The organism is Pseudomonas sp. GW822-FHT02E03, assembly GCF_058802325.1.
The window spans coordinates 276,569-290,693 of record NZ_JBXAOA010000001.1 but is presented as its reverse complement, the minus strand read 5'-3'; the positions used below and the strand labels follow the sequence as shown (position 1 = coordinate 290,693).

11 protein-coding genes are annotated in these 14,125 nt (G+C 59.2%); 3 read left to right on the top strand and 8 right to left on the bottom strand.

Features of this window, described 5'->3' with window-relative positions:
* Positions 1 to 9 precede the first annotated feature (9 nt).
* Together AC1RQB_RS01395 and AC1RQB_RS01390 are read right to left on the bottom strand one after the other, a co-directional pair.
* Complete coding sequence (locus AC1RQB_RS01395) at positions 10 to 1,617, bottom strand: carboxyl transferase domain-containing protein (protein ID WP_008014290.1); 1,608 nt, start codon at positions 1,615 to 1,617, stop codon at positions 10 to 12.
* A gap of 12 nt (positions 1,618 to 1,629) precedes the next feature.
* A complete protein-coding gene (locus AC1RQB_RS01390) occupies positions 1,630 to 2,793 on the bottom strand; it encodes an isovaleryl-CoA dehydrogenase (RefSeq protein WP_007904074.1) in 1,164 nt (387 codons plus the stop codon).
* 328 nt (positions 2,794 to 3,121) lie between these two features.
* Between AC1RQB_RS01390 and AC1RQB_RS01385 the strand changes: the two genes are divergently transcribed.
* On the top strand, positions 3,122 to 4,828 hold the full coding sequence (locus AC1RQB_RS01385; protein WP_063343082.1) for an AMP-binding protein: 1,707 nt from the start codon (positions 3,122 to 3,124) through the stop codon (positions 4,826 to 4,828).
* Positions 4,829 to 4,866: 38 nt separating this feature from the next.
* On the opposite strand, the gene AC1RQB_RS01380 is transcribed toward AC1RQB_RS01385, so the two are convergent.
* The 4 genes from AC1RQB_RS01380 to AC1RQB_RS01365 all read right to left on the bottom strand — a co-directional run bounded on the left by AC1RQB_RS01380 (position 4,867) and on the right by AC1RQB_RS01365 (position 9,274).
* Positions 4,867 to 5,928 carry a 2OG-Fe(II) oxygenase family protein gene (locus tag AC1RQB_RS01380; protein WP_063343083.1) on the bottom strand — a complete coding sequence of 354 codons (1,062 nt, stop codon included), beginning with the start codon at positions 5,926 to 5,928 and terminating at the stop codon, positions 4,867 to 4,869.
* A 781-nt stretch (positions 5,929 to 6,709) separates the two neighbouring features.
* Positions 6,710 to 7,609, bottom strand: coding sequence for a hydroxymethylglutaryl-CoA lyase (locus tag AC1RQB_RS01375; RefSeq protein WP_063343084.1), 900 nt, complete (start codon positions 7,607 to 7,609; stop codon positions 6,710 to 6,712).
* Positions 7,610 to 7,754: 145 nt separating this feature from the next.
* Positions 7,755 to 8,156: a MerR family transcriptional regulator gene (locus tag AC1RQB_RS01370; protein WP_008068244.1), complete on the bottom strand. Its 402-nt coding sequence runs from the start codon at positions 8,154 to 8,156 to the stop codon at positions 7,755 to 7,757.
* Between the two features lie 188 nt (positions 8,157 to 8,344).
* Positions 8,345 to 9,274, bottom strand: coding sequence for a LysR family transcriptional regulator (locus AC1RQB_RS01365; RefSeq protein ID WP_008068246.1), 930 nt, complete (start codon positions 9,272 to 9,274; stop codon positions 8,345 to 8,347).
* Positions 9,275 to 9,439: 165 nt separating this feature from the next.
* Between AC1RQB_RS01365 and AC1RQB_RS01360 the strand changes: the two genes are divergently transcribed.
* Positions 9,440 to 10,669 (top strand): acyl-CoA dehydrogenase, encoded by a 1,230-nt coding sequence (locus AC1RQB_RS01360; protein WP_008014296.1) that lies wholly within the window; start codon positions 9,440 to 9,442, stop codon positions 10,667 to 10,669.
* Positions 10,670 to 10,811: 142 nt separating this feature from the next.
* Here AC1RQB_RS01360 and AC1RQB_RS01355 read toward each other — a convergent pair whose 3' ends face one another.
* Together AC1RQB_RS01355 and xthA are read right to left on the bottom strand one after the other, a co-directional pair.
* Positions 10,812 to 12,158, bottom strand: a complete 1,347-nt coding sequence (locus tag AC1RQB_RS01355) for a substrate-binding domain-containing protein (protein WP_063343085.1) — start codon at positions 12,156 to 12,158, stop codon at positions 10,812 to 10,814.
* Between the two features lie 196 nt (positions 12,159 to 12,354).
* A complete protein-coding gene (gene xthA / locus AC1RQB_RS01350; RefSeq protein ID WP_063343086.1) occupies positions 12,355 to 13,167 on the bottom strand; it encodes an exodeoxyribonuclease III in 813 nt (270 codons plus the stop codon).
* Between the two features lie 244 nt (positions 13,168 to 13,411).
* Here xthA and AC1RQB_RS01345 point away from each other — a divergent pair, with 244 nt between their 5' ends.
* The gene (locus tag AC1RQB_RS01345; RefSeq protein ID WP_008068254.1) at positions 13,412 to 14,062 is read left to right on the top strand and encodes a GNAT family N-acetyltransferase; all 651 of its coding nucleotides are present in this window, start codon (positions 13,412 to 13,414) and stop codon (positions 14,060 to 14,062) included.
* Positions 14,063 to 14,125: the final 63 nt, after the last annotated feature.

Sequence of the window (14,125 nt, the reverse complement as noted above, 5' to 3'; positions counted from 1 at the left end):
CACAGAAAATCACATCCGGAACACGCCGAAGCGGCTCGGTTCGATTGGCGCATTCAGCGATGCAGACAAGGCCAGGGCCAGCACGTCGCGGGTCTGCGCCGGGTCGATGACACCGTCGTCCCACAGTCGAGCGCTGGAATAATAGGGATGCCCCTGTTCTTCGTACTGATCGAGGATCGGTTGCTTGATCTCGGCTTCCTGCTCGGCGCTGAAACCATGGCCACTGCGCTCAGCCTGCTCACGCTTGACCTGCACCAGTACGCCCGCCGCCTGTTCGGCCCCCATCACGCCGATCCGTGCGTTCGGCCACATCCACAGGAAGCGCGGATCGTAGGCTCGCCCGCACATGCCGTAATTACCGGCACCGAAGCTGCCGCCGATGATCACCGTGAATTTCGGCACCTTGGCGCAGGCCACCGCCGTCACCAGCTTGGCGCCGTGCTTGGCAATGCCGCCAGCTTCGTATTTCTGGCCGACCATGAAACCGGTGATGTTTTGCAGGAACAGCAACGGGATGCCGCGCTGGCAGGCCAGTTCGATGAAGTGCGCGCCTTTCTGCGCGGCTTCGGCGAACAGGATGCCGTTGTTGGCGAGGATCGCGATCGGGTAACCGTGCAGGTGGGCAAAGCCGCACACCAGCGTAGTGCCGAACAACGCCTTGAACTCATCGAACACCGAGCCGTCCACCAGCCGCGCGATCACTTCGCGCACGTCGAACGGTTGCTTGGCGTCCGCCGACACCACGCCGTACAACTCGTCGCTGCTGTACAGCGGCGCGATCGGCGTGCGTTGTTGCAGTTCACCGAGCTTGCGCCAATTGAGATTGGCGACGCTGCGCCGGGCCAAGGCGAGGGCGTGTTCATCGCTTTCGGCGTAGTGGTCGGCAACTCCGGAAATCTTGCAGTGCACATCGGCACCGCCGAGGTCTTCGGCGCTGACCACTTCACCCGTCGCGGCTTTCACCAGCGGTGGGCCGGCGAGGAAAATTGTCGCCTGCTGACGAACCATGATCGCTTCATCGGCCATCGCTGGTACGTAAGCGCCCCCGGCGGTGCACGAGCCCATGACCACCGCAATCTGCGGAATGCCCATGGCGCTCATGTTGGCCTGGTTGAAGAAGATCCGCCCGAAGTGTTCGCGGTCCGGGAACACTTCATCCTGACGCGGCAAGTTGGCGCCGCCGGAGTCCACCAGATAAATGCAGGGCAGGCGATTCTGTTGGGCTATGGTTTGCGCGCGCAGGTGTTTTTTCACGGTCAGCGGGTAGTACGAGCCACCTTTCACGGTGGCATCGTTGGCGACGATCATGCATTCGACGCCTTCCACCCGGCCGATTCCGGCAATCACACCAGCGGCGGGAACGTCTTCGCCGTACACCGCGTAGGCCGCCAATTGGCTGATTTCGAGAAATGGCGAACCCGGATCGAGCAGGCGATTGATCCGCTCACGGGGCAGCAGTTTGCCCCGCGATGTATGCCGCTCCTGGGCCTTCGGGCCGCCACCTTGCTGCACTTGCGCGAGCAGGGTGTGCAGGGCGTCTACCTGCTTGAGCATTGCCGCGCTGTTGGCCGCGAACTCCGCCGAACGGGGGTTGAGCTGGGTATGCAGGATAGCCATGTGCAGCTCCGTTTAGCGGGTTTCGTTGAACAGTTCGCGACCGATGAGCATGCGACGGATCTCACTGGTGCCGGCACCGATTTCATACAGCTTGGCGTCACGCAGCAGACGACCGGCCGGGAATTCGTTGATGTAGCCGTTGCCACCGAGAATCTGGATCGCGTCGAGGGCCATTCGGGTCGCGCATTCGGCGCTGTAGAGGATGACTCCGGCGGCGTCCTTGCGGGCGGTTTCGCCACGCTCGCACGCCTGGGCCACCGCATAGAGGTAGGCGCGACTGGCGTTGAGTTGGGTGTACATGTCGGCGACTTTGCCCTGGATCAACTGGAATTCGCCGATGCTTTGGCCGAACTGTTTGCGGTCGTGAATGTACGGAACGATCAAGTCCATGCAGGCCTGCATGATCCCGGTCGGGCCACCGGAAAGCACCACGCGCTCGTAGTCGAGGCCGCTCATCAGTACTTTCACGCCACCGTTGAGCACGCCGAGGATGTTTTCTTCCGGGACTTCGACGTCATCGAAAAACAGCTCGCAGGTGTTCGACCCGCGCATGCCGAGCTTGTCGAATTTGTTGCTGCGGCTGAAGCCTTTGGAATCACGTTCAACGATGAACGCGGTGATGCCGTGCGGCCCTTTTTCCAGGTCGGTCTTGGCGTAGATCACGTAGGTGTTGGCGTCAGGGCCGTTGGTGATCCAGGTTTTGCTGCCGTTGAGTACGTAGTGGTCGCCACGTTTATCGGCGCGCAGTTTCATCGACACCACGTCGGAACCGGCATTCGGTTCGCTCATGGCCAAGGCACCGATGTGCTCGCCGCTGATCAGTTTTGGCAGGTATTTGCTTTTCTGTTCGTGAGTGCCGTTGCGGTTGATCTGGTTGACGCAAAGGTTGGAGTGGGCGCCGTAGGACAGGGCGACCGAGGCCGAGCCACGGCTGATTTCTTCCATGGCGACGACGTGCGCCAGGTAACCCAGGCCCGCACCGCCGTACTCTTCAGGCACGGTGATACCCAGCAGGCCCATGTCGCCGAATTTGCGCCACAGGTCAGCGGGGAACAGGTTGTCGATGTCGATCTGAGCGGCGCGTGGCGCGATCTCTTTGGCGACGAAGGACTGAACCTGATCGCGCAGCATGTCGATGGTTTCACCGAGGGCAAAGTTCAGGGATGGGTAGCTCATGGGGCACCTTTTGGCTTTTTTGTAGGGTGGGGAGGGCAGTGATCCGGCTCTCACCTTTACGTTAACGTAAGCCTGTGACGAATGGCTGTCAATCACCCTTTACGTTAACGTCAACTTGAGCGAGAGTAGAGCCAGTTCTGAAAGACCAGCGTCGCACGTTGTGGCGAGGGAGCTTGCTCCCGCTCGAGCGCGAAGCGGTCGCAAATTGGTAAGTAAGGTGGATTAGACAGTACCTGATTTGCTGATAGCGACTGCTGCGCAGCCGAGCGGGAGCAAGCTCCCTCGCCACACAAGCCTCGCTCCTACAATAAAGACAATAGGGGTCGTCATGGATCAACCCAGTGCAAGCCCGCAGCGCAGCTATACCCGTGGTTCCCAGGATAAAGCCTTGCTGGCGATGACCATCGGTCAGGCGTTTGATAACACGGTCGCGCAACACCCGAACGGGGAGGCGCTGGTCGTGCGCCATCAACAGCTGCGTTACACCTGGCAGCAGCTGTCAGAGACCGTCGACCTGCACGCCAGAGCATTTTTGGCGCTGGGCTTGCAGACCGGTGACCGGCTCGGCATCTGGGCGCCGAACTGTGCCCAGTGGTGCATCAGCCAGTTCGCCAGCGCGAAAATCGGCGTGATCCTGGTCAACATCAATCCGGCTTACCGCAGTTCCGAACTCGAATACGTGTTGAAGCAGTCCGGTTGCCAGTGGCTGGTCTGTGCCGGTGCCTACAAGACCTCCGACTATCACGGCATGTTGCAAGGATTGATTCCGGAACTGGCGGAGCAATCCATCGGCCAGTTGCAGAGCGAACGCCTGCCGGAACTGCGCGGGGTGATCAGCCTGGATGCGCAGCCGCCATCGGGTTTCCTGCCGTGGTCGCAGCTGACCGATCTGGCGGCCAGCGTGTCAATCGAGCAATTGCGCGAGCGTCAGGACAGTCTGCATTTCGATCAAGCGGTAAACATCCAATACACCTCCGGCACCACCGGTTTCCCCAAGGGCGCGACCCTCAGCCACTACAACATTCTCAACAACGGCTACATGGTCGGCGAAAGCCTAGGGCTGACGGCCAATGATCGGCTGGTGATTCCGGTGCCGCTGTATCACTGCTTCGGGATGGTCATGGGCAACCTCGGCTGCGTCACCCACGGCAGTACCATGATTTATCCCAACGACGCTTTCGATCCATTGCTGACGCTGAGCACCGTCGCCGAAGAAAAAGCCACCGCGCTTTACGGCGTGCCGACCATGTTCATCGCCATGCTCGATCAGCCCAAGCGCGCTGAGTTTGATTTGTCGAGCCTGCGCACCGGGATCATGGCCGGGGCGACGTGTCCGATCGAGGTGATGCGCCGGGTTATCAATGAAATGCACATGAGCGAAGTGCAGATTGCCTACGGCATGACGGAAACCAGCCCCGTGTCTTTGCAGACCGGTCCGTCAGACGAGCTGGAATTGCGCGTCACCACCGTTGGCCGAACGCAGCCGCAACTGGAAAGCAAAATCATCGACGAGGCGGGCAACCTGGTGCCACGTGGCACCATCGGTGAGCTGTGTACCCGGGGCTACAGCGTGATGCTCGGCTACTGGAACAACCCGCAAGGCACCGCCGAGGCTATCGATGAGGCGGGCTGGATGCACACCGGCGATCTGGCGAGCATGAACGACGAAGGCTACGTGTGCATTGCCGGGCGTAACAAAGACATGATCATCCGCGGCGGTGAGAATATTTACCCAAGGGAGCTGGAAGAGTTCTTCTTCACCCACCCGGCGGTCGCCGACGTGCAGGTAATCGGCATTCCTTGCTCCCGGTACGGCGAAGAGATCGTCGCCTGGATCAAGTTCCATCCCGGCCACAGCGCCACCGAGCAGGAGTTGCAAGCCTGGTGCAAGGAGCGCATTGCGCACTTCAAGACGCCGCGTTACTTCAAGTTCGTCGAGGAGTTTCCGATGACGGTGACCGGCAAGATCCAGAAGTTCCGGATGCGTGAGATCAGCATTGAGGAATTGGCCTCAACGGATCGCCAAGAGGTTTGAGTGCCCTGACCGGCAATACCGGCCAGGGCACGCTCAGCCTATGAGTGGGTTGCAAATTGCGGAGCTCGCTTGTCGCGCGCTTTCAGTTCTTCCAGCCGCGCGAGGCGATTCTGCTCGTGGATGCGTCGGGTGGTGATTCGATCCGGGTAGCAGCGCATGAACATATGGGTGAAGTGCTCGCCGTAATGAATGCGCTCTTGGCTGCCTGGTTCGAACAACGGTCGGGCAGAAGCTTCGAAACCCGGTTCGTGGAAGTACGCGCAGGCGAAGCGTTCACGAGTATTGAGCTTGACCTTGTGTGGGGTGGAAAGCAGGTAGCCATTGGTCATGAACTGCATGATGTCGCCAGGGAACACCGTCCACACCCTTGGCGTGGGTGTCACGAAAGTCCAGGGTTCCTCGTGTTCGAACAAGCCTGCCGAACTTTCTTCCGGCAGCCAGTTGCGGTTGCGCTTCTCGCCCTCGACCGGTGGGCGAATGTACAGGCCGCCGACATCGTCTTGGGCTGCGATGACCAGCAAGCCATAGTCCGTGTGTGCACCAATGCCTCGGGACGATTTGGACGTTTCGGTCGGGAAGCGTAGTACGCGCATGTGGTGCCAGCCATCGCGTGTCAGGTCGGTGAAGGTGCTGATTGGCAGGTTCATGCCCAGCGCCGTGAGCTTGAGTAGTTTCTCGCCTGCTGCGCCGAGCTCGTCTATGAACGCTTTCATGCGTTTGTGATAAACGCTATCGGGCCATGGCACCGGACCATGGCAAGGCCAGCCGTTTCGAACGCGCGGGTCACTCTCGGGCAAGTCTTTGCAAATGGTGAAAATCTCCGAGTAATCCGCCTGGCCGGCAGTGATTTCCTCGCCGGAAGCGATATAGCCGCTGTAGGTCAAATCACTGATGCAGCGGCTTTTGAAGGTTTGAGACTCCTTGAAAAAGCGTTTGCTGGCGGCTATTGCCGCTAGCGTCGTGCCATCCTGTTTATCATCAGTGGCAATCTGGAAAATGCCATCGGCGCGCCAAGCGCGGATCAGCTTTTGCCCCAGCGTGACGTCAGTCGCGGTGCCCGTGACTTGGGCGGGTAACTCGAAAGTCTGCAATACGGTCATGTTCGTCTCCTTTTATCCAGTAAAGGGACGTGTACTCATTCGAGAGACGTTGACGAACAGCGGTGGCCAACGGAACAGCTCCAGGCCTTCATGGCATGGATCATGAGTGTCCCTGCAATCCCCGGAGGGAAGGCGATTTATAGGACATCCGGGTTTTGATTTGACCTGTCATTTATGACAGTTTCGACGAGCGGGCAGTCAGAGGGTGTTGCGCAGGGGGTATACAAGGGGCAGAAAGCACAAAGGGGAGCCGAAGCTCCCCTTTAATTTTGTCGTTACGTGCTCTTTTTTTATTATTGAGGGGCGGTCTGTTGTTGTTTTTGGCAACCGTGGCCCTTTACCGCTGTTTTTGTCGATCCCCATCCGGGATCAAGAGCAAACGTATTTTTTTGAGCGCTGATCTACTTTTTCGCTAAGCGATCCAACCAGTTCGGGAGCTACCTGAAGGTAGTTTTATTGTTCTCTGCCCGGTTGCGGGTTACTTCGAAAAGCACCCTGAAAAGCACACCTTCTCCAAAAAAATCTGTTAGCTGCGTCTCTGCCGTGTTGTTCTTGTTATGTCAGAGTCGTTACGTCTTATTTTTATTGGTTTGCAGTTTTTATTCTTGTTATGCCATAGAGATAGCAGAAGCCGTGCCAACTTTTAAAAACCCTTTAAATTCAACAAGTTGAGTTTTTCGTAGGTTTTTTCATCCGACCCAAACCCGACAATTTGTTTCCGTGTTACTCGTTTCCGCCCACGTTTCAGCACACGCGGTAACACCTGGACACATCCACATTGTCACTGCGCGCTGCGGGCCTTGGCCACGCGTGAACCGGTAGGGCGCCCCAGCACCGCGCAAATCTGCTGGCCGGCGCGGATCAAGGCGTCCAGGTCGATTCCGGTCTCGATACCCAGGCCGTTGAGCAGGTAAACCACGTCTTCGGTCGCGACATTGCCGCTGGCGCCCTTGGCGTACGGGCAGCCGCCGAGGCCGGCGATGGAGCTGTCGAACACCGCGATGCCTTCCAGCAGGCTGGCGTAGATGTTGGCCATGGCCTGGCCGTAGGTATCGTGAAAGTGCCCGGCCAGTTTTTCACGTGGTACATCGGCCGATACCACTTCGAACATCTTGCGGGTCGCGCCAGCGGTGCCGGTGCCGATGGTGTCTCCCAGCGAAACCTCGTAGCAGCCCATCGCATAGAGCTCACGAGCAACCCGGGCGACTTGTTCCGGTGCGATGTCCCCTTCGTAAGGGCAGCCCAGCACGCAGGACACGTAACCGCGCACGCTGACGCCATGTTGTCTGGCGGCGTCCATGATCGGCACGAAGCGCTCGAGGCTCTCGCTGATCGAGCAATTGATGTTGCGCTGGGAAAACGATTCGGACGCTGCGGCAAACACGGCGACTTCCTTGACCCCGGCGGCGATGGCATCTTCAAAGCCTCGCAGGTTGGGGGCGAGGGCGCCATAGGTCACGCCCGGCTTGCGCTGGATCTGCGCGAAGACCTCGGCGGAGCCGGCCATTTGCGGCACCCATTTGGGCGAGACGAAACTGCCGACTTCTATATAACCCAGACCTGCGGCGGTCAGTGCGTCGACCAGTTGCACCTTGTCTGCAACGCTGATGGGTTGGGCTTCGTTTTGCAGACCGTCGCGGGGGCCGACTTCGACCAGGCGTACGTGGGTGGGTAGGGACATGGAGGATTCACCTGTAGTAGTGGGCGAACGACGATCTACTGTGGGAGCGGGCTTGCTCGCGAAGGCGTCGGGCCAGCCGACATCAGTGTTGAATGACAGACCGCTTTCGCGAGCAAGCCCGCTCCCACATTAAATCGTTGTACGGTTATTGGACGGCCTGCTGGCTCTTGATTGTCTGCTCCAGCGCCTGGGTGCAGCGCTCTTCGGCCGTATCGAGTTCCAGTTTCATCTGTTCGATGTCCAGCAGTTGCTGTTCGAGTTGCTCCCGACGCTCGGCGATTTTCGCCAGCATGCTGTGCAGTTGCTTGGTGTTACCGCTGGAGGGGTCATAGAGCTCGATCAGCTCGCGGCATTCGGCCAGGGAAAAACCAATGCGCTTGCCCCGCAGGATCAGCTTCAGGCTGACCTTGTCACGGGGCGAATAAATGCGTTCCTGACCACGGCGCTCGGGGCTGAGCAGGCCTTGCTCTTCATAGAAGCGAATAGCCCGGGTGGTGATGTCGAGCTCGCGGGCGAGGTCGGAAATGCTATAGGTCTGGCTGCTCATGGAAGCGCTCGAAAAAGGTCATGGCGCTAAGCTAATGGCAGGTTGACGTTTACGTCAAGGGGCATGGATTTATGGTGCTGCTGACGGCCTCTTCGCGGGCAAGCCTCGCTCCTACAGGTTTGGTGTCGATCATTTAACCTTGTAGGAGCGAGGCTTGCCCGCGAAGAACGATTACGCGGTCCAAAGCCCTACACCTTATCGAGCTTCTTCTCATGCGCCGTAACCTGTTGGCACAACTCGATCATCTGCTCGCGCATCCAGCGGTTGGCCGGGTCCTGGTCGGTGCTTTCGTGCCAGTAAAGGTGAGTTTCCACCGGCGGAACTTCTTTGACCGGCAGGTTCACCGAGTACAAGTCATGGCGACGGGCGAAGCGTTCCGGCACGGTCATGACCATGTCAGTCTGTTGCAACACCTGGGACGCCATCAGGTAATGCTGGGAGCGCAGGGCGATCTTGCGCTGGATGCCCATTTTGCCCAGGGCCAGGTCGACATAACCCAGACCGCTGCGACGGCTGGAAATATGGATGTGAGTCAGGGACAGATAATCGTCGAGGGTGAATTTCTCTTTGCCCGCCAACGGATGGCCCTTGCGCATGGCGCACACGTAACGGTCCTCCATCAACTTGACGTGACGCACCTGCGGGTCGGTGTTGAGCGGCGCATCCACCGCGAAATCGAGACGCCCGGCCGCCAGTTCCTTGGTGGTCTCGCGACGTTTGGACAGGAAGCTTTCGATGATCACCGTCGGCGCCAGGCGTCGCAGGCGCTGGAACAGCGGCGGCAGGATCACCGCTTCAGTGAGGTCGGTCATGCTGATACGGTAGGTCTTGACCGCCTGCAATGGGTTGAAAATGCGGCTTTCCTGCACCGATACCCGCAGCAAAGAAAGGGCGTTACGCACCGGGCCGATGATGTTCTGCGCCATCGGCGTCGGCACCATGCCTTGGGCCGTGCGCACGAAAAGTGGATCGTTGAAGGTCTCGCGCAGGCGGGCCAGAGCGTTCGAGACTGCCGGTTGAGTAATGCCGACAATCTGCCCGGCGCGCGTCAGGTTGGCTTCGGTGTAGATCGCGTCGAAGACGATGAAAAGGTTGAGGTCGACCTTGCTCAGATTCATTGCGCTGCGCTCTCTGCTCTTGTTATTAGGAAGGTGGCTCGATCAGTCGATCATATATCGGTGATGAATGTTAATACACGCCGAGAATAGGCTAGGTAAATTATCAACGCTGTTCTAGCATCGATTGCATGACCTGAACAACCTCCCTTTAGAAGGTAGCTGCCCATGGATTTCGCTTATTCGCCCAAAGTGCAAGAACTGCGTGAGCGCGTGACCGCGTTCATGGACACCTACGTTTATCCCGCTGAAGCGGTGTTCGAACGCCAGGTCGCCGAGGGCGATCGCTGGCAGCCGACAGCGATCATGGAAGAACTCAAACTCAAGGCCAAAGCTGAAGGCCTGTGGAATCTGTTTCTGCCTGAATCCGAACTCGGCGCCGGCTTGACCAACCTCGAATACGCGCCATTGGCGGAAATCATGGGCCGCTCGCTGCTCGGTCCTGAGCCGTTCAACTGCTCTGCGCCGGACACCGGCAACATGGAAGTGCTGGTGCGTTACGCCAATGAAGAACAGAAGCAACGCTGGCTCGAACCGCTGTTGCGCGGCGAGATTCGCTCGGCGTTCGCCATGACCGAGCCTGACGTGGCCTCGTCTGATGCCACCAACATGGCCGCCCGCGCTGTGCGTGATGGCGACGAATGGGTGATCAACGGCAAGAAATGGTGGACCTCTGGCGCCTGCGATCCACGCTGCAAGATCCTGATCTTCATGGGCCTGAGCAACCCGGATGCGCCGCGCCATGCGCAGCACTCGATGATTCTGGTGCCGGTGGATACCCCAGGCGTGAAGATTGTGCGTCCGCTGCCGGTGTTCGGTTACGACGACGCGCCTCACGGCCACGCCGAAGTGCTGTTCGAAAACGTCCGGGTGCCGTACGAAAACGTCCTGTTGGGTGAAGGCCGCGGCTTCGAAATTGCTCAGGGGCGCCTCGGCCCGGGCCGGATTCACCACTGCATGCGTTCGATCGGCATGGCCGAGCGAGCGTTGGAGCTGATGTGCAAACGTGCAGTCAACCGCACCGCGTTCGGCAAACCCTTGGCGCGTCTGGGCGGCAACATCGACAAGATCGCCGACTCACGGATGGAGATCGACATGGCGCGCCTGCTGACGTTGAAAGCGGCGTACATGATGGATACCGTCGGCAACAAGGTGGCGAAGAGCGAAATCGCGCAGATCAAAGTCGTCGCGCCGAACGTGGCATTGCGGGTGATCGACCGGGCGATCCAGATCCATGGCGGGGCAGGGGTTTCCAACGATTTCCCGCTGGCCTACATGTATGCCATGCAACGCACCCTGCGCTTGGCCGACGGCCCGGACGAAGTGCACCGCGCGGCGATCGGCAAGTTCGAGATCGGCAAGTATGTGCCTAAAGAGATGATGCGTAGCGGTCACTGACAGGCACCGCGTCATCGTTCATCGCGGGCAAGCCCGCTCCCACAGTTGCAGTGGTGTTCACAGATTTTGTGTACGACACGGACACTGTGGGAGCGGGCTTGCCCGCGATGGGGTCAGCCGACTCACTACATCAGTATCTGATTCAATACACCCAAACCTCAACCCGCCGATTCTTGATCCGCCCCTCATCCCCGCTGTTGGTCGCCACCGGCATCTCGGCGCCGAACCCGCGAATCTCGCGAAACACCACGCCGCTTTTCACCAATTCTCGCCGCACCGCCATGGCCCGCAGTTTCGACAGCAGGTCAGCCCGCGCCGGGTCGCTCTTGGCGTCGCCAAACCCCACTAGCGTCACCTGCCGATTGGTTTTGTCGTGCTGCTTTATATAGTCGAGCACCCGCGACAGGTCTTGTCGGGCCTTGTTGTCCAGCGTCGCGCTGCCTTCTTCGAAACGAAAGTTCACCGTCAGCCGCTGGGCATGACGGCTGAGTGCCTGATAACCCTCGGGCATCAACGCATTCGGCGTGACCGCCATGGCCTGAACAGTCTGTGCGATAAAGCCATTGGCTGCGACGATCGCCTGGCCTTTGCTGCTTTGCGCGAACCTCACCAAGGCCTTGGCCCAGGGATTTTTCCCATTTGGCGGCAGGTAAAAGAACAGCCGACGGGATAGCGGGTAATCTTCCGTCGCGATCAGGCTATTGACCGGCAGCATGGCCTGGGAGTCGCCATCGACAATGGCCACGGCTTTGGCCTGGTGCACATAAGGCAAACCGATGAAGCCAATGCCTTGCGGGTCCAGACTGACCGCGTCGGACAATTGCTCGCTGGATTCGAAGCGTTTCGCGTTGCTGCTCAGGGTTTTCCCACGCGGGCTGAGGACCAGTTCCTTGAACGTGTCGTAGGTGCCCGATTGATCATCCCGCGCATAGAGATGAATCGTCCCACCGCTGCCGCCGAGTGCTTCCCAGGTTTTCGCTTCGCCGCTGAAAATACGCGCCAGTTGCACGGTGTTGAGTTGCTTCAGCGGATTGTGCGGATGAAGGATGATTGCCAGCCCGTCGATGGCGATGACTTGTTCGGCAACCGGGCTTTTCAGGTCGCCTAGCGGTTCGAGATCCACCCGTTCGCTGTCCTTGATCGGGCGCGACGAGGCCGCGAGATCGGCAGAGGTGTTTTTCAGGGCTTTGAACCCGGTGCTGGAACCGTGGGCTGCGACTTCCACCTCGACCCGGCGTCCCTGAACGGTTTCTCCGACGATGCGTTGTTCGTTGGCCTTGTCCGGGGTTTCGCGATGAACCTTGAGCAAGCCCTGTTCACGCATCAGGCCCTCGACCAGCGCCGGGCCCAATGCTGCGCCAATGGTGTTGGAGCCTTGGATGCGCAACACCGGCCCACGTTCGGACGTCGGCAAGTTGCCGGCCGACGCCGACGCTGACGCCGGCAGCACAGCGCCGAGCAGCAACAGAAACAACACGCGCAGCGTCATGCCGGCACCTAATGAAGCCAAGGAAAGTGCCGGGAGAATAAGTCAGTAAGGTTTCTGAACGATGACAGTGATCGTTCCCACGCTCTGCGTGGGAACGCCGCCGGGGACGCTCCGCGTTCCGCTCTTGAATGTGACGCAGAGCGTCACGGGATGCATTCCCACGCAGAGCGTGGGAATGATCAGCAACGCCGCCGGATCAGCTCAACTCAAGCCAGATCGGTGCGTGGTCGGAGGGCTTTTCCATTGCGCGCAAATCGTAATCCACGCCGGCATCCTTCACGCGTGGCAACAACCCATGGGAGGCCATAATCAGGTCAATCCGCAGCCCGCGCTTGGGCTCATCTTCAAACCCGCGGCTGCGGTAGTCGAACCAACTGAAACGGTCGGCAACGTCTGGGTGCAAGAGACGGAAACTGTCGACCAGGCCCCAATTCTTCAGGCGAGCCATCCATTCGCGTTCTTCCGGCAGGAAGCTGCATTTGCCGGTTTTCAGCCAGCGCTTCATGTTGTCCGGGCCGATGCCGATGTCGCAGTCTTCCGGGGAAATGTTCACATCGCCCATCACCACAATCGGCTGGTCGTTGCTGAACTGGCTTTCCAGCAACTGCTGCAAATCGCTGTAGAAACGTTCCTTGGCCGGGAATTTGGTGGGGTGATCGCGGCTTTCGCCCTGTGGGAAATAGCCGTTCATGATGGTTACCGGCACGCCATTGGCGTCGGCGAACGTGCCCCAGATGAAGCGCCGCTGAGCGTCTTCTTCGTCAGTGGCGAAACCTTTGTACAACGCAATCGGTTCCTGGCGCGAGAGCAGGGCCACGCCGTAATGGCCTTTTTGTCCATGGAAATGCACGTGATAACCCAGTGCCTGAACCTCGGCCAGGGGGAACTGATCATCGTGGACCTTGGTTTCCTGCAACCCGATCACGTCCGGATTATGCTTTTCAATCAGCGCCGCCAGCTGATGCGGGCGAGCGCGCAGCCCGTTGATGTTGAAGGAGACGATCTTCATGGTCGGCAGTCCTGGCAAAAGTGCGATGCTAGCTGACATGTAGGAATGGGGCCAGCCTTGGGGTGAGGGGATTCGTTGTGTTCTGTCAGAGATGTGTTGGCAGATCGGGCCTCTTCGCGGGCAAGCCCGGTCGATGAAGATCCCGGCTTGGTCTATACCTGTGTGGGGAACTGTGAAGCCACCCAAAGGCTCGTACCAATAAGAACGCGACCTTCTGAGCCGCGCCCAGGGGAGAACTACCGTTATGCCCGAAACCTCAACCGTCATCGCCGATATTCACATGCTCGACAGCGGCTATTCCCGCGAAGCACGCTCCTTGTTGTATCAGGCGTACCGGCACGAGCCGACGTTCGGCTACCTGTTCGAAGCCGAACGCCCCGGTTATGAACAGCGAGTACGGGCCACGGTGCGCGAACTGGTCAAGCAACACTTTCTTCAGGAGTTGCCAGCCATCGGCCTGCTGGTCAACGACCGCTTGATCGGCATCGCCCTGATCGCACCGCCACAACGCCGCCTGGGCATTACCGAAAGCTGGGCCTGGCGCCTGCGGATGGTGCTCAGCACCGGGTTTCGCTGTACCCGACGCTACCTCGATTACCACGCCGCCGTGATGGCGTGCGTGCCGTCCGACTCGGTGCATGTCCTGCCATTACTGGGGGTTCATCCGCAATTCCAGGGCAAGCACTTCGGCGAACAATTGCTACAAGCGGTCCATAACTGGTGCGCGGTCGATGAACACTCCCAAGGCGTGATCCTCGACACCGGGAATCCTCGTTATCTGGAGTTCTATAAGCGTCAGGGCTATGAGGAAATCGGCGAAGTGGCCGTAGGACCGATTCGTGAACACGTATTTTTCCACGCCAACCCGCAGGTGTTACAAACAGCAACGGGATAAAGGTAGAACTTTCAGCGCACGCCAGGCTCTATCACGCTCCCAAGCTCGTGATAGCATCCGCGC